General features: G+C 59.3%; 14 protein-coding genes. All 14 read right to left on the bottom strand.

Annotated elements, in window-relative coordinates:
* Position 1: 1 nt before the first annotated feature.
* Positions 2–7504: a type I polyketide synthase gene (locus tag HU764_RS05070; protein ID WP_186703958.1), complete on the bottom strand. Its 7503-nt coding sequence runs from the start codon at positions 7502–7504 to the stop codon at positions 2–4.
* Positions 7505–7874: 370 nt separating this feature from the next.
* Positions 7875–9863 carry a polysaccharide biosynthesis protein gene (locus HU764_RS05065; protein WP_225935615.1) on the bottom strand — a complete coding sequence of 663 codons (1989 nt, stop codon included), beginning with the start codon at positions 9861–9863 and terminating at the stop codon, positions 7875–7877.
* 27 nt (positions 9864–9890) lie between these two features.
* Complete coding sequence (locus tag HU764_RS05060) at positions 9891–10904, bottom strand: MraY family glycosyltransferase (protein ID WP_186682321.1); 1014 nt, start codon at positions 10902–10904, stop codon at positions 9891–9893.
* Positions 10901–11890, bottom strand: coding sequence for a UDP-glucose 4-epimerase family protein (locus tag HU764_RS05055; RefSeq protein WP_186682319.1), 990 nt, complete (start codon positions 11888–11890; stop codon positions 10901–10903). The genes HU764_RS05060 and HU764_RS05055 overlap by 4 nt, the downstream gene beginning before the upstream one ends.
* Positions 11887–13047, bottom strand: a complete 1161-nt coding sequence (locus HU764_RS05050; protein ID WP_186682317.1) for a glycosyltransferase family 4 protein — start codon at positions 13045–13047, stop codon at positions 11887–11889. The genes HU764_RS05055 and HU764_RS05050 overlap by 4 nt, the downstream gene beginning before the upstream one ends.
* An 81-nt stretch (positions 13048–13128) precedes the next feature.
* The gene (locus HU764_RS05045) at positions 13129–14076 is read right to left on the bottom strand and encodes an NAD-dependent epimerase/dehydratase family protein (RefSeq protein WP_186682315.1); all 948 of its coding nucleotides are present in this window, start codon (positions 14074–14076) and stop codon (positions 13129–13131) included.
* Positions 14077–14112: 36 nt separating this feature from the next.
* Positions 14113–15165 carry an EpsG family protein gene (locus HU764_RS05040; RefSeq protein ID WP_186682313.1) on the bottom strand — a complete coding sequence of 351 codons (1053 nt, stop codon included), beginning with the start codon at positions 15163–15165 and terminating at the stop codon, positions 14113–14115.
* On the bottom strand, positions 15162–15968 hold the full coding sequence (locus HU764_RS05035) for a glycosyltransferase family 2 protein (RefSeq protein WP_186682311.1): 807 nt from the start codon (positions 15966–15968) through the stop codon (positions 15162–15164). Before HU764_RS05035 ends, HU764_RS05040 begins: the two co-directional genes overlap by 4 nt.
* A gap of 60 nt (positions 15969–16028) precedes the next feature.
* Positions 16029–17042 (bottom strand): polysaccharide biosynthesis protein, encoded by a 1014-nt coding sequence (locus tag HU764_RS05030; RefSeq protein ID WP_186682309.1) that lies wholly within the window; start codon positions 17040–17042, stop codon positions 16029–16031.
* Between the two features lie 19 nt (positions 17043–17061).
* On the bottom strand, positions 17062–17919 hold the full coding sequence (locus HU764_RS05025; protein ID WP_186682307.1) for a dTDP-4-dehydrorhamnose reductase family protein: 858 nt from the start codon (positions 17917–17919) through the stop codon (positions 17062–17064).
* A gap of 38 nt (positions 17920–17957) precedes the next feature.
* Positions 17958–19442, bottom strand: coding sequence for an oligosaccharide flippase family protein (locus tag HU764_RS05020; protein ID WP_186682305.1), 1485 nt, complete (start codon positions 19440–19442; stop codon positions 17958–17960).
* Positions 19443–19455: 13 nt separating this feature from the next.
* Positions 19456–20673: a glycosyltransferase family 2 protein gene (locus HU764_RS05015; RefSeq protein WP_186682303.1), complete on the bottom strand. Its 1218-nt coding sequence runs from the start codon at positions 20671–20673 to the stop codon at positions 19456–19458.
* Between the two features lie 116 nt (positions 20674–20789).
* On the bottom strand, positions 20790–21839 hold the full coding sequence (locus HU764_RS05010) for an LPS O-antigen chain length determinant protein WzzB (protein ID WP_186682301.1): 1050 nt from the start codon (positions 21837–21839) through the stop codon (positions 20790–20792).
* Positions 21840–22087: 248 nt separating this feature from the next.
* Positions 22088–23527, bottom strand: coding sequence for an MBL fold metallo-hydrolase RNA specificity domain-containing protein (locus HU764_RS05005; RefSeq protein ID WP_186703959.1), 1440 nt, complete (start codon positions 23525–23527; stop codon positions 22088–22090).
* Positions 23528–23540 lie beyond the last annotated feature (13 nt).

Here is a 23540-nt window from a genome sequence, read left to right as displayed (position 1 = left end):
CTTAGTCAATCAATCGGTTAGGTGCCACACTGGTCTCGGCCAGTTCTGCATTCAGTTCAGCCACTTGTTCGGCGCTGAGTTCGCTGCCATGACGGGCGAGCACGTTTTGCGCCAGCTGGTCTTCGCCAGTGCCGGCTTCACCGCGCAACAGCTCAAGCAAGCGCACGCTGAGCTTATCGATGCTGGAACTGTCACTGAGCTCCATGACCGGCAGGCGGATACCGAAGCGTTCTTCCAACGCCACCACCAGCTCGACACTCATCAGCGAGTCCAGCCCCAGTTCCTGCAGCGGGCGCTGTGCATCCAGGCGCGCGGGCGGCAGGCGCAGAATCTCGCACACCTCGTGCTTGAGCATCTCGGCAAAGCGCTCGAGCAATTCGGCATCGTCAAGCTCGGCCAGCATGCGCTGGATGTCTTCACCGCCGTTGTCGTCTTCCTGGTCACCGCCGTGGGCACGGGCCAGTTCGCTGAAGCGTGGCGAGGTGGCGGTCGGCAGGAAGCGCGACAGGGCTTTGAAGTCCAGTTCGAGCACGCCTTGGCCGTTGTCACCGCTCAGCAGCATGGCTTCGAGCTGGGCCAGGGCCGCCTCGGCGCGCAGGGCAGCACCGCCCATGCGGCTTTGCAGGGCATCCTTGATCTGGCTGTTGCGGGCCAGGAAGCCGACGTCGTCAATCGCGCCCCACAGCACTGCGGTGGCCGCCAGCCCTTGGGCACGACGGTGGCGCGCCAAGGCTTCGAGCCAGTGGTTGGCGGCGACGTAGTTAGCCTGGCCGGGGTTGCCGAACAGGGTGGTGGCCGACGAGAACATCACGAAGAAGTCCAGCGGCAACGCTTGGGTCAGTTCATGCAGGTACTGCGCGCCCTTGGCCTTGGGCTCAAGCACGCGACGCAGCTGGTCGCCATCGAGGTTGCGGATCAGGCTGTCGTCGATCACTGTCGCGGCATGCACCAGGCCTCGCAGCGGCCATGGGCTGGCTGCGATGCGCTCGAACACCGCGCGCAGCTGGCCGGCATCCGTGATATCGCAAGCCACTGCCTGCACATCGATACCTTGAGCCTGCCACAGCGCCAGCTGCGGCTGGGCCTCGGCACTGGCCGGGCCACGGCGGCCCAGCAGCACCAGGTGGCGGGCGCCCTTGTCGATCAACCATTGCGCCGTGCGCAGGCCGAAGCCACCCAGGCCACCGGTGACCAGGTAACTGGCATCGGCTGCCAATTGCAAATTACGCAGCGGTTGTTCGCGGGTGTCGACCGTGCGTTCGATCGGGTTGGCGTAGGTGATCACCACCTTGCCGATCTGCCGCGCCTGCTGCATGTAGCGGTAGGCTTCGACCACCTGGTTGGCGTCGAACTCGCGGAATGGCAGCGGGTGCAGGATGCCTTGGGCAAACAGCGCCATCATTTCGGCGAACAGGCGACGGGTCAGTTGCGGGCGTTCGCTCATCAGCTGGTCGGCGTCGATGCCGAAGTAGCTGATGTTGTTGCGGAACGGGCGCAAGCCGATACGGGTGTTCTGGTAGAAGTCGCGCTTGCCCAGTTCGAGGAAACGGCCAAACGGCTTCAGCACACGCAGGTTGCGGTTGATCGCCTCGCCCGCCAGCGAGTTGAGCACCACATCGACGCCACGCCCGCCGGTTGCGGCCAGTACCTGGTCGGCATAGGCCAGCGAACGCGAGTCGTAGACGTTGTCCACGCCCAGCAGGCGCAGGAAGTCGCGCTTCTCGTCGCTGCCGGCGGTGGCGTGGATCTCGGCACCCAGCCACTTGGCGATCTGGATCGCCGCGATGCCCACGCCGCCAGCCGCGCCGTGGATCAGCACTTTCTCGCCCGGCTCTACGCGTGCCAGGTGGTGCAGCGCGTAGTACACGGTGAAGAAGGTGCTCGGAATGGTCGCTGCGGCTTCGAACGACATGCCCTCTGGGATGCGTGCCACGGCGTTGGCGTTGGTCACCAGGCGGTTGGCGAAGCTGCACGGGCCAAAGCCCACCACGCGGTCGCCCGGGGCGAAATCGCCGAGCACGTCAGCGCCCTTGCCTTGCACCACACCGGCAAACTCGAAGCCCAGGGTTGGGCCAGAGAAGCCGTTCTCGATCGCTTCGTCAGACAGCAGGCCGAGGGCGAACATCACGTCGCGGAAGTTCAGGCCGGTGGCCCGTACGGCGATGTCCAGCTCGTCCGCCGCCGGTTGGCGCGGCTCGCGCAGCTCCCAACGCAGGTTACGAAGCTGGCCAGGCAGGTCGAAGCCCAGGCACACCCACTGCGCGGCGCTGTCGGCGCTGGCGGGCTGGTCTGCCAATACACGCAGGCGCGGCACATAGCGGCGGCCTTCGGCATCCAGCGCCAACTCGGTTTCGCTGTCGGCGTGCAGCAACGAGGGCAGCACGTGGTCGATTGGTGCCGCGTGGGCCAGGTCCAGCAGGCGAATGCGGCAATTGACCGATTCGTTGGCCAGGGTGCGGCCAAAGCCCCAGAACGCCGCGTCAGCGATGGCCGCGACGTCGGCGGCGGTGTCGGTGCCGTACAGGTGTTCGGCAGCGCCACGGGTCAGCAGCCAGCATTGCGGCGCCAGTGCCAGGGCCTCGCAGGCCTGTACCAGTGCGGCTGCCTGCAGGCAGCGCTCAGCCTGGTTGTCTAGGCCGGCGGCGCTGTCGAAGCCTGCCAGGTGCAGCACATGCGCTGGCGCCTGGTCCAATGCGCTGAGCTGTGCAGCCAGCGCCTGCGCATCGCCAGGCAGGAGCAGGCTCACGAGCTGGCCTTGGGCACGCAGTTGCGCGGCCAAGCACTCGGCAGCGCCCTGCCCGGCTTCGGCAAGCACCGCCCAGTGTTGCACAGGCACCTCTGCCGAGGCGTGCACAGCGCCCGCAGGCTTGTCGGCCAGCAGCACGTAGCTACCGCACGCGCTGCCAGGCAAGGCATCGACGGTGTGCAGCGGGCCGAGGCCGTGGCGTTGCAGTTCATGGCTCCAGAAGGCCGGAGCCTGCTGACGCGAAAGCGCGTGCTGCGGGCCAGCCAGCCACCAATCAGGCTCGCCACCGAAGACAAAGTCAGCCCAACGCGCCGGGTATTGCCCCAGCAGCGCCAGTTGGCCATGGGGGTTAAGCTGCGCGCTGGCCTGGCGCAAGGCATCGCCCACTGCGCCAAGTGCGGCGAGGTCGGTCGGCACCAGTGCCCAGTCAAAGCGGCCGGCGTCGGCCAATTGCTCCAGGCTCAGCACGCTCAGCGCAGGGCAATCGTCATGCAGACGTTGCTGCAGCTCGGGCTCTGCCACAGCGTAGACATAATCGATGCGGTCGAAGTCGAGCCCTGCGTACAGCAGCTCGGCAAACGATGCGCCGCCAAAGCCGATTTCCAGCACACGCAGGCGCTGCCCGGCCGGCAGTTGCTCAAGGCGCAAGGCCAAGGTTTGGCTGATACCGGTAAGCAGGCGCTGCTGGCCGGCCGCACCGAGCACCAGGCGCGCCAAGCTGCTGCCGCTGGTTTCGCGCGGCAACAGGCTTTCGAGCGTTTGCTCGCCCGTCAGCAAGGTCGGCAGGTGACGGCCAATACGCCCCACCGAATGAATGATCTGGAAGTACTCGGGGTAGCTCTGGAACAGTTCCTGCCAGATGGCCTCCGACGACGGGCGCTCGTCGCTGTCGACCAACTGCCAGCTGCCATCGGCGTTGCGCAGCACATTGCCGTCCTGCTCGGCGTGGCGCAGCAGGGTCGCCAGGTAATCGCCCTGGCCCTGGGACCACAGCGCGACCTGTTCGGCGCTCAGCTGGCCACCGGCCTGCTCGACCAGGTCGAGCACAAAGCTGGCACACAGCACATCCAGCAGCGGTTCGACTTCATTGAGGTAACGCAACTGCGCCGGCTCGTCGGCCAGGCTGTGCAGCGCGTCAGCCACCGGCGTACCGGCCACGGCGTGGCGTTGCACGGCAACGGCATTGCCCGGTGCGGCCAGGCCAACGTGGCCGAGGCGCTTGATATCGCCACTGCGGTCGTACTGCAGGCGCACGGCGCGCATGCGCGCATCCTTGATCGCCAGCACGGCAGCGCCGCTGGCATCAAACAGGGTGAAATCAACCAACAGCGAATGCGCGGTGCGCTTGCGCTGGCGTACTTCGGCCAGCACCGGCACAGCACCTGCCGTGCTGAAGGCGATACGCCCCAGCTTGACGGGGATGAAGGCCAGCCCGTTGTTGCGGCCCGGGCGGCTGGCCAGCAGTTCGGTAATCAGCTGGAAGGCACCGTCCAGCAGCGCCGGGTGCAGGTGCAGCGCGTCCAGTTCGTGCTCGATGGCGGCAGGGACGGCCAGTTGCGCCAGCACCCGCTCTTCTTCTACCCAAGCCGCGGCGACGGTCTGGTAGGCCGGGCCGTAGTTCAGGCCGACCGCACAGGTCAGTGCCAGGTGCTGCTCGCCGCTGAAGTCCGCCGGGCGCTGTGGCAGCGCCGGCGCACGGGTGTCCAGCATGACGCCACGGGCTTCGCCCGGCAGGCGCGCGACCACGTGCTGCACCCAGTCTTCATGCTGCGCCAGGTTACGCGAAATGATGCGCAGCGTGCCGTCGGCCTCTTCGATGTGCACGCGGACTTTTTTGCTGCCCTCGCTGCTCAGCAGCAGCGGGTTGTGGATTTCCAGCTCTTCGATGTCAACGAACTCACCTGGCTGGTGCAACTGCGCCGCCGCCAGGGCCAACTCGGTGAAACCGGCACCGGGGAACAGCACCGACTCGCCCACTTTGTGGTCGGCCAGGGTCGGGAACAGTTGTGTGTCCAGGCGGTTTTCCCAGGTCAGCGGCTGGTCGACGACGGGGTAACCCAGCAACGGGTGCACGCGCTTGCGGTTCAAGGGGCTGTGCGACTCGGCACTCACCGGCAAGCTGAAGTGATCACGCTGCCAGGCATAGTTCGGCAGGCGTACCTGGCGCCCGGCAACCGGGAAGCGCGTTGCCCACTGCGGCTCGACGCCGGCAATCAGCAGGCGGGCCACGGTGCGTTCCAGCAGCAGCGGGCTGTGGTCGTTGCGCTTGAGCGTGCCGACCACCTGGCCAGGCTGCTCGCACTGGTTCAGCACATCGGTGACGTAGCTGCGCAGAATCGCGTGCGGGCCGATCTCGACGAACAGGTTATGGCCGTTGCGCACCAGCGCGTCCAAGGCGCCCTGGAACAGCACCGGGAAGCGGATGTTCTGCCACCAGTAGTGATTGCCCAGGCACTCGCCATCCAGCTCGCCGCCAACCACCGTGGAGTAGAACGGGATCTGCGTGGCGCGCGGGCGAATGTGCGCCAGGTCGTCGATGACGGCCTGTTCAATCGGGTTCATTGCTGGCGAGTGGAAGGCGTAGTCCAGGTCCAGTCGGCGGGCGAACACCTGGCGCTCGGCAAGGGTTTCTTCCAGCAGCGTCAGGGCGTCGACCTCACCTGCCAGGGTGGCGCCACGGGCACTGTTTTCACCGGCGACGACCAGGCGGCCGTCCAGCTTCAGTTCAGTGATCAGCTCGCCAGCGGCTTCACCCGACAGGCCCACGGCGGTCATCTGCCCGGTACCGCGGGTCAGCCCTTGCAGGCGGCTGCGGTGGTAGATCACTTGGGTGGCGTCTTCCAGGCTCAGGGCACCACTGGCCCAGGCCGCGGCCACTTCACCGACGCTATGGCCGATCACCGCGACAGGGTGGATGCCTTCGGCGGCCAGCACGCGGGTCACCGCCACTTGCAAGGCAAACAGCGCCGGCTGGGCGATTTCGGTGCGGGCATAACGGCCTTCGCCGTTGTCACCCAGCAGCTCGGCGCGCAACGAATAGCCCGCCAGCGGCTGGAACGACGCATCCACTTCATCCACCGCAGCAGCAAACAGCGGTTGACCGAGCATCGCCCGGCCCATGCCTTGCCACTGCGAGCCGTTACCGGAGTAGACGAACACTGGCGCCGAGGCGGCTTCCAGTGCCTGGCCGGCTTCGAGCACCGCGCTCAGTTCACTGAGGGTGGGGTCCTGGGCATAGTCGTCCAGGGCCTGGGCGGCTTCGGCGGCATTGTCGCTGACCAGCAGCAGGCGATGGCTGTGAGCGTCCCGGCGGTACATGGCCTGATAGGCCACGTCGTAATAATCCAGCTCCGGGTGGGCGGCCAAGTACGCGGCAAAGCGCTCGGCGGTGGCGCGCAGACCTTGTTCGGTCTTGCCGCTGAGCAGCAACGGTACGCGTCGCGCCTCGGCAGCTTTAGCCGGGGCAGCCTGCGGTTCGGGGCTCTGCAGGATGACGTGCGCGTTGGCGCCGCCAAAGCCGAACGAGTTAACGCCGACCGTCAGTTGGCCTTCAGGCTTGAGCGGCAGCGGCTCGGTGACCACCTGCAGGTTCAGGTCGCCGAACGCGATATTCGGGTTAAGCGCCTTGACCCCGATGGTGGCCGGCACGGTGCGTTCGGTCAGGCAGTTGAGCGCCTTCATCAGGCCCGCCACACCGGACGCGGCTTCCAGGTGGCCAAGGTTGCTTTTGACCGAGCCAATCGGCAACGGGTTGCCATTGCCACGCGCCTGGGCCAGTGCTTCGCCGATGGCACGGGTTTCGATCGGGTCACCGACCGAGGTACCGGTACCATGGGCTTCCAGGTAATCGAGCTGGTCGGGGCTGATGCCCGCCTTGGCGTAGGTCTGCTTGAGCAGCGCGGCCTGGGCTTCGGCGTTGGGCAGGGTCAGGCTGGACTTGCGCCCGTCGGTGTTCACCGCACTGGCCGCGACCACGGCCAGAATCGTGTTGCCATCGGCCACAGCCTGGTCGTAGTCCTTGAGCAGGAACAACCCACCGCCTTCCGAACGCGCATAGCCATCGCCATTCTCATCGAACGACTGGCAGCGCCCGGTGCGCGACAGCATGGTCGCCTTGGCAAAGATCATGAAGCCAAACGGGTGCATGTGCAGGCTGATGCCGCCGGTCAGCGCCTGGTCGACATCACCGCTGAGGATGGCCTGGCACGCCTGGTGGAAGGCCACCAGCGAAGAGGAACAGGCGGTGTCGATGGCCATGCTCGGCCCACGCAGGTCGTAGAAGAACGACAGGCGGTTGGCGGCAATGCTCATGGTGTTGCCCGTGGCGGTTGCACCATCGATCGACGCCAGGTCTTCGACCAGCCGGTAGGACTGCTCGACACCGGCGATGCCCAGGTACACGCCACAGTTGCTGCCGCGCAGGCTCGACGGCTTGACCCCGGCGTTTTCGAAGGTTTCCCAGCACATTTCCAGCAGCATGCGCTGCTGGGGGTCCATCATCCCCGCTTCACGCGGCGAAATATTGAAGAACCCCGCGTCGAACGCGCTGATGTCGCCCAAAGTGCCCGCGGCGAAGGTGTAGCTGGTCGCAGGGTTGGCCTTGTCCGGGTGCAGAAACTCAGATTTCTCCCACCGAGAAGGGTCGACCTGGGTGACCAGGTCGCGCCCCTCCATCAGGTTTTGCCAGAAGCTGGCATTGGAAGATCCAGGGAAGCGGTACGAACAGCCAACGATTGCAACCTTTCTACGCTTAATCAAAACCTATTCCTTCAAATCTCATCGGGCACCGTCCCATCCGTCGGACAGCCGGCATGCCTGGCCTGGCCATGAATCTGGCAGGTCGTTTTATGACACTGATGATCGTCTGGTTATCTGAAGCTGCTATGCACGCTGGGAACGCAAGACCTTTGGTCTGAAGCAGGCGTGGGGATATTCAGATTTGTGTGAGGGGATGATACGCGGGTTGGGGGGGCGGGGAAAACCCTGGGGTGCTGCGGGGTTCACATTAACGCTGGGCGGTAGTGCTGCCCCGCTCTAATGAGGGCCATTGCGGCCCTCATGGCTGGCACTGCTAATCGTGTAGAACAGGCCGCTGCTATAAGGAGCGGCCTTGTGTCACAGAGGATGCTTACAGATCCAAGCGCCGCTGCTGATAAATCCAGTCAACGATTTCCCCTTCCGGGGCATAGCCGATCACGGTTTCACGCAGCAACTGACGCACCCGTACAAAATCATCTGCAGAGGCCGCGCCCAGCAACTGGTTCAGCGCGTCCTTGAGCTCGTCCCAAGGGAGGAAGTCCTCGCTTGCACTCATGATCATCGGGTGGCGGGTCGCTAGCACGTTGTCACCGATCAACAGCTCTTCGTAAAGCTTCTCGCCCGGCCGCAACCCGGTGAACTCGATAGCGATGTCACCCATGGGGTTGCGTTCGGAGCGGACGCTGAAACCGGACAGGTGGATCATCTTCTCGGCCAACTCGACGATCCGCACTGGCTCGCCCATGTCGAGTACGAACACATCCCCGCCCTTGCCCATCGAACCCGCCTGGATCACCAACTGCGCGGCTTCGGGAATGGTCATGAAGTAGCGGGTGATTTTCGGATGGGTAACGGTCAGCGGGCCGCCGGCCTTGATCTGCTTATGGAACAGCGGGATTACCGAGCCCGATGAGCCCAGCACGTTGCCGAAACGGACCATGGTGAAGCGGGTTTTGTTGACCTGCGAAACATTGCCCCCATCGCCAAACAGTACGGGCGCCAACTCGCGGCTCAGGGCCTGCAGGGTCATCTCGGCAAGGCGCTTGGTACTGCCCATCACGTTGGTCGGGCGTACCGCCTTGTCGGTCGAAATCAGCACAAAGTTGGCGACACCCGCCTGCAATGCTGCTTGCGCGGTGTGCAAAGTACCAATGACGTTGTTCAGCAGGCCTTCGCTGATATTGTGCTCGACCATCGGTACATGCTTATAGGCCGCAGCATGGTAAACCGTATCGACCCGCCAGGTTTTCATGATGTCGAGCATCTGCGCCTGGTTACGTACCGAACCCAGGATCGGCAGCAGGCAAACAGACAGCGACTCACGGGCAATGCGCTGTTCCAGTTCAGAAAGAATGCTGTAGAGGTTGAACTCGCTGTGATCGAACAGCAGCAGCGTTTTCGGGGACTGCGAAAGAATTTGCCTGCACAGCTCGGAGCCGATCGAGCCACCGGCACCGGTGACCAACACGGTTTGTTCAGCGATGCAACGTTCAAGCAGGTCGCTTTGTGCGGGCACCGGGTCACGGCCCAACAGGTCGGCAATGTCCACTTCCTGAATATCATCCACCTTGACCTTGCCGCTCGCCAGGTCGATGAAGCTGGGCACACTGCGCACATGCAGCGGGAAGTCTTCGAGGAAGTTTAGGATCTCTCGACGGCGGGTGCGGGTCGATGACGGCAGTGCCAGCAGGATTTCCTGGGCGCCGGTATCGTCAATCAACTGCTGCAGTTGCTCTGGGCGATACACTTGCAAACCCGCGATCACACGGTCGGCAATGCTCGGGTCATCGTCGATGAATGCCACCGGCCGCATGGCTTTGTCCATGCGCAGCGCCGTTGCCAATTGGTTACCGGCGGCGCCGGCCCCGTAGATTGCCACCCGTGGCAAGCCATCGTCTCGTTGAGCGAACGGGACGTGCTGGACGGCGGCAGCAAACCAGTCACCCAGGAAGTACTGGCGCATGGCGAGCCGCAGGCCACCGACCATGATCAGGCTCAACCACCAGTAGTTGAAGGTGATGGAACGCGGCACTACGTTCTGATGGTTGCTGGACCAATAAATGATGAAGCCGAGGATCAGCGCAGACAGCGTGACCGCCTTGATGATGGCGATCAGTGCGTCGTTACCAAAATAACGCATCACCGCGCGGTACAGCCCGAAGCGAATGAAGAGCGGGATCGACACTACCGGCGCACACAGGAACAGCCACATGTGGTCGACGATCGGATTGGCCAGGTCGTCGATGCCAAGACGAACGACAAAGGCAAGCCACAAGGCGAGCCAGATCATCACTACGTCAGTAGAGAGCTGCAGCAGCCGCTTCTGGCGCCGCGTTAGCTGTAAAAGCCAGCTGCGCATCTTATCGTATCCTTGAACCATAGCTAGTCAGGCCTCTTTCAATCCGGCATTGAACCTTAACGCCAAACACACCAAGGGAATATAGGCCAGAACAAGACCGGCTATACCGTCGAGATGGGCAGAGCCCACCAACAACGCGATGGGCAACAGCCACCCTATATTGATCAGCAGCACAGCGAGGGTCACGGTACGGTGGCTCCCATAATGCCTTGAAGCATACTGGTAAGCATGGCTGCGATGGGCTTCATGGACTTTGTCACCGCGCAACAGCCGGCGGATCAACGTCCACGTGGCATCAACGATGAATACCCCTAGCAATATCATCCAGCTCCAGAAAAACGCCGGCGAAATCCACGCTGCCTGGAGCGCGAAAAGGCCCAGCATGATCCCCAGGAAGCCACTACCGGCATCCCCCATGAAAATCTTCGCAGGCGGGAAGTTCCAGACCAGAAAGCCCGCCACTGCCATCAGCATCAACCCTGACAGCCACAGTTGCGATACGTGCCCCCCCAGCAAACAAAGCAGGCCTCCCCCCAGGCATGCGGTAACCGCCTGCACACTCGCCAGCCCATCGATCCCATCCATGAAGTTGTACAGGTTCAACAACCACACAAGGTAAACGGCCGCCAGCAAGTGGCCTATCACGCCCAAATCAACAACAACGCCGAAAAACTCCAGCGGTGGCGCACCGTTGAGCCAGAAAAGCCCCCAGGCAGCGGCCGCAAAATGCCCGAGCAACCGCCATCCGGCAGGGACGTGCCCGTGGTCATCCAGAAACCCGACGAGGGCCGCAATCAGGCCGGCACCGAACAGGCCCACAGCAACAGCCCAGTCGATCGCATCCACATAGCCCAGCCATGCCAGCGCAATGAGAAAGCTGACGACGATCGCCACACCGCCGCCGCGGGGCGTGGGTATCGTGTGCGAACTACGGGCATTGGGCACATCGATCATGCTCGTCGCCAGTGCGTAACGACGCAGTGCTGCAGTCAATACAAGCGACACAATCACAGTCAGGGGTAAAAGTAACCAAAGGCTCATCTAGGTTCCTGCTCACGGTAAGCTTTAACAGTGCGCTTCAACTCTTCGGCAACCGATGATCGAGGCGTCCAGCCCAGCACGCGGCTGTTTTTTTCAATGTCGACTCTCAACGAGCCGCACAGCCGGTCCACAACGGCCCGCTTACCCAGCAGTTCAGCGAACCCACGGAGTAACGTGACGGGGAACGGCAGCAGACGAGAGGGCTTTCCAAGTGCCTGCGCAACGTTGCGCAACAGCGCGGGGGTGGAAAGATCCTCTCCATCTGAAATCAGGAACACCTGGTTCGCTGCACCCGGATGGTCGATGCAATGGATCAGGAAGTTGGTCAGGTTTTCCAGGCCAACCAAACTCCTGCGGTTATCAACCAAGGCCAACGGAAGCGGCACGCCCCGATCGACCCACTGGATCATCTTCAGGAAGTTTGCCTTTACGCCCGGCCCATAAATCAACGGTGGCCTGACGATGACGACGTCCATCGCCGAATGTTGAGCCAGCTCCATGAGTCCTTTTTCAGCCTCCCATTTCGAAAGGCCGTAGGGGTCGGTCGGGCCGCAGTCGTCTTCGGCAGTGAAGGCTGCTCCGTCCGTACCCTCGCCGTTGACCTTGATCGAGCTGAGATAAATGAAGCGCCTAACGCCTGAGCGAGCGGCCTCCCGCGCAAGCTTCAACGTGCCTTCTACGTTGACCTCGCGGAATGCAGCCAACGGATCTGCAGTGGTTTCGTTCATGACATGAACGCGCGCCGCGCAATGCACGACCACATTCACCCCAGCCAACGCCGACGACCAGTCGGTCTCACTGTTGATAGCGGGTGTGACAACGGCTTTTCCCGGGCTCTTCTGCGCAGAGGCGCTGGAGCGAAACTGCGCGACGACCTCAAAGTCATTGCTTGCCAGCAATCGCGTCACCAGCGCACGCCCAACAAAACCGCTAGCGCCCGTAACGAGGACGCGCTGAGAAGAAGATAACGGCTGACTGCCACTCATGAGCTGAATCCTTCGTACTTTTCAATCAACAAGGCTGAGCACCGTGCTGAATCAAAATCCCTTATAGCCCGCTCCCTGGCGTGCCTGGCCATTTCCTTCAGACGCTCAGGCTCAGCCAAAAGCGATCGAATAGCCTCGGCCAAGGCGTCGGCATTCTGCACGGGGACCAATAAGCCTGTCTCACCGTCCACAATGGCATCGGTTAAACCGTAGATTGCGGTGCCTACCGTCGGCACGCCCATCGCCGCCGCCTCTATCACCACGGTGCCAAAACCTTCTCGATAACTCGGCAAGCACAACAGATCGGCGATCGCCATGTACTGCTCAGGCGCAGCTTGCAAGCCCAGCACTTTCACCCGCTCAACACATGCAGGCGTCAAATGAGACTCGACCACGGCGCGGCCGTCCGCTTCATAGGGCCCGACCAGCACCAGATAAAGCTCTGGGTAGTGCGCTTGCAGCTTCAAAAAAGCCTGCATCAATTCACCGACGCCTTTCTCCGGCGTCACCCTGCCAACGAACAGCAAGACTTTAGCGTCCGCTGGAATACCCAACTGTTGACGCATTGCGTCGTTGGCAGACGTCGAAAACCGTGCGGCGTCAAAACGACGAATATCAACGCCGGCGAGTGACCCGGAACCGATCACTGAAATTCTCGAAGCAGCGACCACCCCTTCCCTTACCAGGAAGTCGCGCTGGCTGACGCTGTCGGTGAAGGTATGTGAATTGAGCCTGGCGATGAGCATATCGCAGAGCTTGAGCAGCTTCTTCTTGGCCCCGCTCATGGTCACCCAAGGCTGCCCGGTAAAAGTGTGCAGGCGCACCTTGACCCCGGCAATCTTCGCGGCTATTGCCGTAAGCAAACCGGCTTTGGGCGTGGTGGAATGCACGATGTCATAACGCTGTTTGCGGAACAAGACGACCAGCCGAATCAGGCTGACCAAATCTTTGAAAGGGCTGATTTCACGCGCGATCTCGACCGGAATGAAACGTATGTCCTCACGGGCTTGAAGCGCCCCTACCAGCTCGTCGTTGCTGGCAATCACGTGCACTTGCGCGCCCGCCTCACCCAGGGCTTGCAGTTGCGCACTGAGCTGGGTCACTACAAAAAACGGAACCGTTGAGATTCGCGCCACCCTTAGGCCTTTGATCGACATCGCTTGAGGTTCCAATTTGCATGTTCATTATTTTCTATCGCCTGCTGGGCCCTCTGGGCTGGCCACTGGCGCATCGCTATTTTATTTCAGCACTTCGCTGATATGCGCTGGGACGCTGTAGCGCGGCACAAAATTCAGTTCGTCGCGTATTTTGCCTATCGGGTAAGCAGTTTTATTGACCATGGCATCAACTCGCCCCTGTGTCAGAGGCAAGCGCGTGACTTTGCCAGCCACCCACACGGCGAGCCTCACCACCCCCTCCGGCACCCTCAAACGCGGCGATGACACCCCGTGGGCAGCGGCCAGGGCGTTGACCACCTCGCTGAACGGGCAATCATTCGACAGGTTGTAGAGTTGCCGTGAGGCACGCGGATCTACGGCGCAGCGCACGAGGGCGGCAGCAACATCGTCGGCATGAATGTACGTGGCAATCGCCTCTTTGTAGCCGACGTAAAAAAACAACTTCTTGCGAATCATCGCACCCAGCTGCCGGATAGAAGCGTTCGGCATGTCGTCTGCAAAAACGTTGGAGGGCCGAAGGATAGCCCAATCAGCGAAATCGCCCTGCAGCGCAGGGTGAGACATGATCAATTCATCAGCCTGGGTCTTGGTGACTTCATAGGTCCCCTGCGGGTTGACTGGCGTCTGCTCGGTGACGATACGCTCACGGCCAGCCGCCGGGCCATATGCCCCGACGCTACTCAACTGCACCCAGCGCACGCGCCCTGTGCGGCTGCGCGCACGGCCCACGGCAGTGAGTAAACGCTCGACCGCGTCAACATGCAGCGCAGGCATCAGCTGTTCATTTCTGATCTCGCCCGCGCAGTTGATGACGACATCGCAGCCGCTGAGCACGTCATCCACATTCAACTGCGGGTCAGTCAGGTCCCCGGCGAATACCTCTAGCTGCGTGGCATCAAAAAGCGCTGGCTTACGGGTCAGAACACGAATCGAGAGCGCCTGCTCCTTAAGAAGACGTACCAACCGCGACCCAATAAAGCCGTTTGCGCCCAACACTAATATCTTCAATTACGCCCCCCCGTTTTCCACCTGTGCGCCCGCAGCCTAGACACCACCAAGCAAGTCCAAAAAATGATAAGGCAGGAATGGGCTAGGCCCCTGCCCCGACTCTTGCAAATAGTTCCTGTAACTGGCCACTACCGAGATAAGCCCAACCAGCGAAAGCCCCAACTTTATCGCCCAGTCGAATTCAAGATCGTTGTCGTTATAAACAACCATGACCGCCAATGGCAGTGAAAACGACAGCAAATCAAGGAAGCGCAAACCCGCGTAGCTTACGGTCGCCAAGCCAAACGAAGCCGCCGTCAACAGCACCGCCAAAACCAACAATTTAAACTTGTCCGGCCGCGGCATACGTGAGGCGATGACCGCCAACAGCATCACCGCAATCAGCACGACCTTGCTCAACCCAGAAAACCTCCCGGGCGACGCGACCTGCTGATAAGCGTTCAGCTTCATCAAGAAGTAGTCGTTATTCAAGAGCACGACCGACAACGCACAGACGACGAAAACGGCGAACCCCAGCATGCTGGCCCAGCGTGTCCAGCGCATACGCAGTGCCAACAAAAAACCCAGATTGAAAAGGGACGAGTAATGAAACGCCAAGGCAACTATCGATAACGCTGCGCGTTGTGAATAACGGTACCGACGAATGTACTGAAACACCAACAGAAGTACGGCGCTGGCCAAGCCTAAGCGCAAGGTATTCATGCTGTACTGATAGATGAATGACGGCAGGAAAAACGACAACAGGAAGAAGCGTTCATTTCTATTCGAGTGCAACAGAAAATAGAAAAGCACGCCAAATAACACAAGCGCAAACAGCCTGACCGCCCCCACTGCAGAACCCGTGACCGTCTTGAAAAGCCAGCCGGACACCATGAACAGAGGCTCTACACCGCCGCTGAACGCCGCAGGGTCCACGGACTCCAGCAAGAACTCGTAGGTGTTTGTGTCCGTACCCACCGCACCCCGGAAAATAGCCAATATCGCCACGAAAGCGATCACCACCGCAGCAGGGATACGGCTTCGGTTTTTGACCACCTCCGAAACCATAAGCCCGAGCAGCATGATCCCCCAGCCGACGATATAAATCATAGAGTCCTTCGAACCGATGAGTTGATGACGCGACGAACAAACTTCCCGAGTGACCATGAAACGGCGAGCAAGCACGCAGGAAGGCCTATGTACCTGCGCTTGAGCAGCGACAGGTGCACCGCCAACTCGCCTCTCTCCATGCGCCAGAGTTGACCACTCAGGCCTGAGTCGCCGTACACGGGCTTGAAGGTGTTGACGAGTGGGTAATCCACGTTAAAGCATGCCCCACCGCCGAAACAGATATCACACCACAACTGGTAATCTTCGCAGTAACGCATGCCCTGCTTGAATCTATACTTCACGTCTTGCCGAATCATGACAGAAGAGGTGGAAAAGCGATTGGACAGCAGCAACTGGCGTCCCGTCACGGGGATAAAACGCACATCGTCAATCGACGGTTCGCTGCGCTGACCTGCCGCAAAATGCTGGCCAAGCAAGTCGACCTCGGGATGCTGCTCAAGCCACTGGTATTGCAACTCGGTTTTCTTGATATGCCAGCTGTCATCAGAATCAAGAAACGCCACGTACTTCCCAGTGGCTTCTGCCCAGCCAGCATTCCGCGCATTGCCTGGGCCGCCATTTTTCTTCAGCGCAATGACCTTTACCCAGCCCGGCGGGTACCTCTTCGCTTCAGCGTGCAGCTGTTCAAGCGTGTCATCTGGGCTGCAGTCGTCAACCAGGATAACTTCAGAAGGCCTCAGTGTTTGAGCAAACACAGACTCAACCGCGCGCGCTATCGAACCCTTGCAGCGATAACAAGGGATAACAACACTGACACTGACGACAGCACTGAGCTCGGCCAAACGACTTCTCCAACACACCGACAAATAATAAAGCACCAACAACCGGGCACACGACGTTGATCAGGCTTTCAGCTCTTGCTGTATGTAATCCAGCTTGAGCAAGGTCTCCTTGATCTCTTCGATCGACAACAACACGGTATTGTGTGAGGTGTAGTCATCGAGATGGGAAACTTCTTCCTCGCCATTGGAGGAATATTTTTCGTAGTTGAGATCTCGGTTATCAGCAGGCACGCGATAATAACGGCCCATGTCTTCGGCCTTGGCCATTTCTTCACGCGATATCAGCGACTCGTAGAGCTTCTCGCCATGCCGCGTGCCGATGACCTTGATTTCATTCTTAAGCTTGAACAATTGTTGCAAGGCGGTCGCCAGGTCACCCACCGTTGAAGCAGGCGCCTTCTGCACAAAAATATCCCCTTGCTGGGAATGCTCGAATGCATGCAGCACCAAGTCGACGGAGTCCTCAAGCGACATGAGGAAACGCGTCATATTGGGGTCGGTAATAGTAAGCGGCTGGCCACTTTTTAGCTGATTGACAAACAAGGGGATTACCGAGCCCCTGGACGCCATCACGTTGCCATAGCGGGTAGCGCAAATGACAGTTTGTGAACTCGCAGGAATCATACGGGACTTGGCAATGACCAGTTTTTCCGCCAACGCCTTGGAGATACCCATCGCGTTGATCGGGTACACCGCTTTGTCGGTGCTCAATACCACCACGCGCTTGACCTTGCACTCGACTGCCGCGTTGAGCACATTCTCAGTACCCATCACGTTGGTCTTGACCGCCTCCATGGGGAAGAACTCGCAAGACGGCACCTGCTTGAGCGCTGCAGCATGGAAGATGTAATCCACGCCGACCATCGCTTGCAACAGGCTGGAATAATCACGCACATCGCCAATGTAGAACTTGACCTTGTCATTACCCAAGGCAATGCGCATGTCTTCCTGCTTTTTCTCGTCACGACTGAAAATCCGAATTTCTTTCACATCGGTATCGAGAAACCGCTTAAGCACTGTATTGCCGAACGACCCAGTACCACCCGTAATCATCAATACTTTATTTTTAAACATTTCCAAGCCCTGAAATATCTTATTTAAAGTCGCGCATCTTAACGATCAGATCAGCCCAGCTCGGGGGCAGGTAACCTGTCGCCTGACGAAACCGGCTCGAGTCAAGCGAGCGATCAATAGCAACCGCGTCATCCGCCACGATATCGATCGTCTTACCGTATTTCTCAGCGACCAACTTCAACAATGAGTATTTATCAATCGCCTCCGCCGACACATGGTAGAGGCCATTCAGCGCTGCATTGGGCAGCACGTAGTCCGCAATGACCCGCGCCATTTCAACCGTTGGCAGGCCTGAAAATATGGCCTTCTGGTAACCCTTGACACTGCCGGACTGAGAAAGGAACCAGTCCACCAGTGACTTGCTCCCTGACAGCTCGTGACCAATGATCGAGGTTCGCAACGTGATCGCGTTCGCTGAATCATGTACTTCACCGATGTACTTCGACTTGCCGTACAGGTCTTCAGCATCAGAAACATCAGCCTCTACGTACTGCCCCTGGGTGCCGGCATAAACACAATCGGTACTAATATGAACCAGCCGCGCACCAATCAGTTGCGCGAGCTTCTGCAGACGATGAGGCAGCAGCGCATTGATCGGCAATACCGCGAGCGGGTCATTTGCAGTTGAAAGTTGCTTTATCAGCCCAGTGCAATTGACAACGACATCCGGCCGATACTGCATAAAGAATTCAAGCAGGTCGTCTTGGCTAAGCACATCAAGCCCTACCACCAAACGTTCACGTTCACTGGCAGAAAAATACTTGAGCGACGCGGAACTACGTACCGTGCCCCATACTGTGTAGCGCTGATCAGACACCAAGTACCTGAACACCGCATTACCCAGCATCCCGGAAGCACCCAGCACAACTATCTTCATTATAATTCTCCGTAATCAAGACAGACTATACGCTCATGTCACCTGAGTCCAGCCAACTGCTTGCGAAAGATAAATGCCCCCAATGCAGCCAGCAACGCCGAAGCCAGGCATGCACCCACCACGCCCGCCACCGCGCCAGACAACCATTGGAAACACAGGAAGAATAAGCCATTCGCCATCACGGCAGTCACCAACGCAGCGTATAGACACGCGCGATAAGCAGGCAGCAACCAAGGAAATCGGCGACACGTAAAATATACCGTACAGCCAAACGAAAAGGCGTTGTAAAGCAGCCAATTGTAAGCACCGCCAACAGCCCCAAAGCTCGCCACCAGTGCTGGCAGGCCGAACAAGATAATCGGCACCGCAACCAGGTTTAAGCGGAACGCAAGCGACGTCCACCCCGCAGCCATCTGCAGCGAGAAAGGAACGATCAACAAGGATTGCAGTGCCGTACCCACCAGCAGCCAAGGCACTACCGTGTCGATACCCTCTGCCAAAAACGGCTCGAACATCATGTGCAAGGCCGCGCCGGCATACCAGAATACCGCACTGCACATAATGGTCATGATCAACGCAAACAGTACCAGTGCAGCTCGAAATACTTTTTCGATACGCGCCAGTTCACCAACACGCAGGTCCCGCGAGAACCGTGGGAACAACACCGTATTAAAAGCTGTCGAAAAAATATAAGGAAAACCTGCAATCGTGCTGGCAAGGCTGTAGTACGCATAGTCTTGCAGGCCGAGCGCACCGCTCATGAACAACTTGTCATATTGCACGGTTATCACCGAAGTCAAGGAGATCAGAAAAACCCCTCGACTAAATGCCAAGCCGCTAAGAACGTATTTTTTGTGAACCCTCCCCGCCCCCAGCAAGTCACGACGATACAGCACATACATCAATGTCGCGACATACATCAACTGGATTAAAACCTGAAGTGTAAAATAACCCGTCACACCACCGAAGGCGGGAACACTATGAACCAACCCTAATACGCCGAGGGTACGCATCAACGAGTAGACGATGTACACTTTGTTCAGCGGGTATTGCAGTTCATTGCCTACAAATACGCCCTGCAGCAACATCACTGGCAAATTAAGGCCAATGAATATTGCCATGCAGTAAAGGGCGTACAGTGCTTGATCCTGGCTGATATCAGTGAGCTTCAGCCAATGGCTCACGAGTGCCGGCGACGCCAGCGATATCGCGCACGCCGCAATCAAGCCCACTGCAGAAAAGACCAACAGGTAGGTATTCACCAGCGCCCTGACCGAGCGCATTGAACGGTCAGCGCTCGCAACGCCTCTGATCCTGGCCAAACGCTGGATGACGTTACTGGTCAGTCCGCCCTCCAGCACCATCAACACCATCAGCAGTGTAGTAAAAAAACCTACCAGGCCTACCGCTTCTGCGCCAAGCACATAAGCGGCCAGCGGCAATGAAATGACACTTGCCAACGCATAGATGAGCTTTCCGGAAAAACTGGCCAGCAGCAGTGACGAGAGATTAGCTATCTTCATTGCCTCCCACCAATCACTCTGTCACGCTGCGCGTTCTCGTCGATGAAGTGCAGATGCCCGCCCCCGCCAACCTTGCTTCCAGCTTATTGTCCAGGGCCTGCCGTGCGAGGTACACATCTTCTACCACGCCAACCACTTCGCGCCCGTTACTGGCATTAGGCTTCATCACCCTTTTCAGGCGGGAGAAGGTATATTTTGTAACCACGGATACAAACTCAGAAACCAGCCGGACCATGCCCACCTGGCTATTGCCACCTGCCTGAGCCGCCCGACGCGCTGCAAAAATTTCTTTTGCGTAGTCACGGTGATAAAAAAGGCACAAGGCATAAAGGCGCGCTAAGTTGAACTGCGACTGCCGCTTTTCGTCTTTCATACCTTCCAGCGTTGCCCAGGCAGCGTGAGCCCAAACAGTCTCAACACTGAAGAACATGGGCAACTCAGCAGGCCACTGTAAGTCCGTGAAGGGCTTCATATGAGGGTCATCTTTCAAGTTGCCCTTGTGCTTGCCCATGGCGCTACGCCCGCTGTTACTCCCACCCCCACCGCCTGGCATGGTGAAGGGGAAATCGAGCAAGCAATAAGTCTTGCCTATCATCGCAAGCGAAACGGACGCTGACATGTCGGGGCTAGTCCCGAAGAAAATCTTTCCACTGCGGCGACGCAGTTCGTCCAGCAAGTTACGCCTTACCAGGCCATGGTAAAGCTTCGGCAGCGCATCGGTGCCCTGGCATGCCTCATGGAGTGCTTTGTCCAACTGCTTGCTAGCCTGCAGCGTCTCGGCACCCCGCCCAAACGTTTCCAGATAAATGCGCCCTGCATGCGCAGCACCGTAAAACTTGGTGCGAAAGTCTGGCCAGTAATAGAAGGCTTTAACCCGCGGCGTCAGCATGTCGACGTTTTCAGCCTTTGCGTATTCGGCCGCCTCGAGAATCCGTTGCGAAACAGTATCATCATCACCAATCAGGCAGACGTACTCGCCCTCTGCCAACTGCATGGCCCGCTCATGGTTCTCGGTCATGGAAAGACGGCTTTTCCAATGGACGTAAACCAATCTCGAGTCCGCCTGATCCGCCGCCCAGGCAGCCAACTGGCAATCATCGTTACTGGTATCGTGCACCACGACCTGTAGCCGCTCGGACTTTATTTCGAGCAAGCTCTTCACACAGGGAATCGCGTACTTCGAACGGTTATGAGTTGGCACTACAATGGAAACTAGATATTGCTCACTCATCCTCAACCACTGCCTTATGTCTTTTGAGTTTTCGGCACTATGAGCCGACGCTTCACAGGCCAGCAGTGTTCGACAGTTTATTCATTGCCGCACACCACCAGCACCTCTGCTGACCACTAGTCCTGGCGCGCTTGCCTGAACCGCCACGCCTCACGAATGAGCGCGATGAATGTGCCGATGAACAAGCCAACCAACACGCCGATCCCCACAATCAAAGCCTTGCGAGGCTTGATTGGAGCTTCGGGTGGCTCCACTACGCCATCCTGCCGATACACCTCAAACTGATCAGGCGTCAGTGTTACCGAACGATAGAACGACACCTTTTGTTCTCGCTCACGCAAGTTACTCACGAACGGGTCATCAGACACGCGCGCCTGCAAATTCTTAATTTCCGATTCCAGCGCTTTGCTTCCGCGCATATACATCAGCGAGCCATTCATCCCCGAAGAGACTTCCGCTGACAACCCGGTGGTAATAATTGGCGGCTTTTCAAGACCGATGGAGCGCGCCGTGTGCAACGCCTCCGTCAACTGGATAATCCGGTCCTCACGCTCACGCGAGGCATTGGCACGCGCGGCATCGATGGCTCGCTGCAGGTTGTCGGCCTCTACCTTGAACTCGGCAGTGACCTTTTTAATCAGTTCACTTTTGGTTCGCTCAGCCGCCATCTCCGCATACTTCACAACCCAATCAGCCGCTTGATGGGGATCCTCGGCACGTGCAGAAACAGAAGAACGGCCCTCCTCCTCATTAGCATTGAGCACCTGTAGCTGCCCATAGAATTTGGCGTAAAGACCAGCCGAACCTGCACCAAGCCCCTCACCAAGACTGGGTAGGTAAACTTGCTCGAAAAACGCTTGCCGCAACGAATCTGACTGCAGATTGCGCCGGTAGATCTGGCCGACCTCCCGCTCACGAATGGGAGCGAGCAAATCATCACCACCCACCCGTCCGACATTCAACTGACTGATATCACTGCTCAGTGGCGGCTGCAGAAGAACCTTGGCCTCATACACCGGAGTCGCCAGCATTGCGTAGACAACTGCCAGCGCCGCAACCAACACAGTGACCACCAGCACCAGCAAGCGTTGCCGCCAAAGCCCCTCGGTCAAATCGAAAATATCATACTCACGCGCTTCACCGAGGCGCTCACGATCATTGCGCATTTCTTTTAGTTATCCTTGAATCCGACGATCTGCACGATTCCCTGGCAAACCAGGGAAAGCCACTTTCAGCAACCCACCCAAATCGGTGGATCAAGACATAGCTCAGCGGCGATGTGTCACCCAGCCGCCCGCATTCGAGCCTGCCCCACTATGAATCAGAGTACAGCATTCGCTCTAATTCGACCGAGGAAAGCACAATCTATCAGTTTCTTGGCACAGCGGATAACGCGCAGATCATCTTGCCGCTTTCAAGGAATACTCACCTCCACTTGCTGCTTGGCTCCCTGTGCCCGACTGAGTAGAGCTCGGCTCAAGGCCGCCTTTGCGGCTGGCTCCCCATGCACCAAAACCACTTTGGCAGGCGACGTGGCGCCGCCCATGGCAAATTCGAGCAGGCCATGCTGATCCGCATGCCCCGAATACCCACTCAACGTCATCACCTTCGCCCGAATCCCATAAGCCTCTCCATCCAGATCAATCTGCACAAACCCTTCCGCGCCTTCACTGGCCTGGATCACTGCCCCCGGCGTGCCCTTGGCCTGATACCCGACGAACAGCACCTCATGCCTCGGTTCCCCAAGCATGGCCTTGAGATAGTTGACGATCCGCCCACCCGAGCACATGCCGTTGCCTGCAATGACAATCGCCGGGCGCCCGGTGCTCTTGAGGTAATTCACCACCTGCTGATGCCTGGCATGGGTATCCACACTGATCAACTGACCGAAGCCCAGCGGGTCACGCCCTTCAGCCAACCGCGCCCGGGCCTCTTCATTCCAGTATTCATGCAGGTCGCGGTAAACGCCGGTGATGCGTTGAGCCAAGGGTGAATCAAGAATGATGGGTAATTGTGACCAATCAAGAGGATTATCACCCGATGCTTGCCCCGCGTTCAGCAGGGCCTTGCGATGAAGGATGTCTTCGAGCTCGTACAACAATTCCTGGGTACGCCCCAGGCTGAAGGCTGGGATGAGGATCGTGCCGTTATCCGCCAATGCCCGATCGATGACTGCTTCCAGTTTTTCTCGACGGTCGTCGGTACTGGGGTGCAGACGATCACCATAGGTGCTTTCGAGCACCAGCACGTCAGCGCGCTCTGGGGGCTGCACTGGCCGCAGCAAGGGATTGGTGGAGGGCCCTAGGTCGCCGGAGAACACGTAGCGGGTGTTGACCTCCCCGCGCGCCACGTCACACTCGACATAGGCTGAACCTAGTAGGTGCCCGGCGCGCTGCAAGCGAATGCGGCAGCCAAGACCAGGTCGATCGATGAGAACATGCCATTGCTCGAAAGGCAGTGGGACGATCAGTTCATTGAGCATCGCGAGATAGCGCTGCACGTGCTTCGGTTCACGGCTGATGCTCAGCCTGTAGGCATCCTCCAGCACCAGTGGAAGCAGCTTGGCAGAGGGTTCGCTGCACAGAATGGGGCCACGGTACCCTGCCGCCAGCAGCGCGGGGATGCGGCCGACATGGTCGAGATGCACGTGCGTGACGATCAGCGCCTGAACACTGCTCACCTCGAAGCTCGCACCCAAACCCAGGGACGCGGACTCCGCGCCAGGCGATGCATCATCACCCTGCTCCAGGCCGCAATCGACCAGCAAGCTGGTAGCGGGGCCAAGATGAAGCTGGTGGCAAGAGCCAGTTACGCCTCGGGTGGCGCCGTGATGAGAAAGAACGGGGAAATCCATGCTGCTGCACACT

Source organism: Pseudomonas kermanshahensis, assembly GCF_014269205.2.
Lineage (GTDB): Bacteria > Pseudomonadota > Gammaproteobacteria > Pseudomonadales > Pseudomonadaceae > Aquipseudomonas > Aquipseudomonas kermanshahensis.
This window is presented reverse-complemented; position numbering and strand designations above follow the sequence as displayed.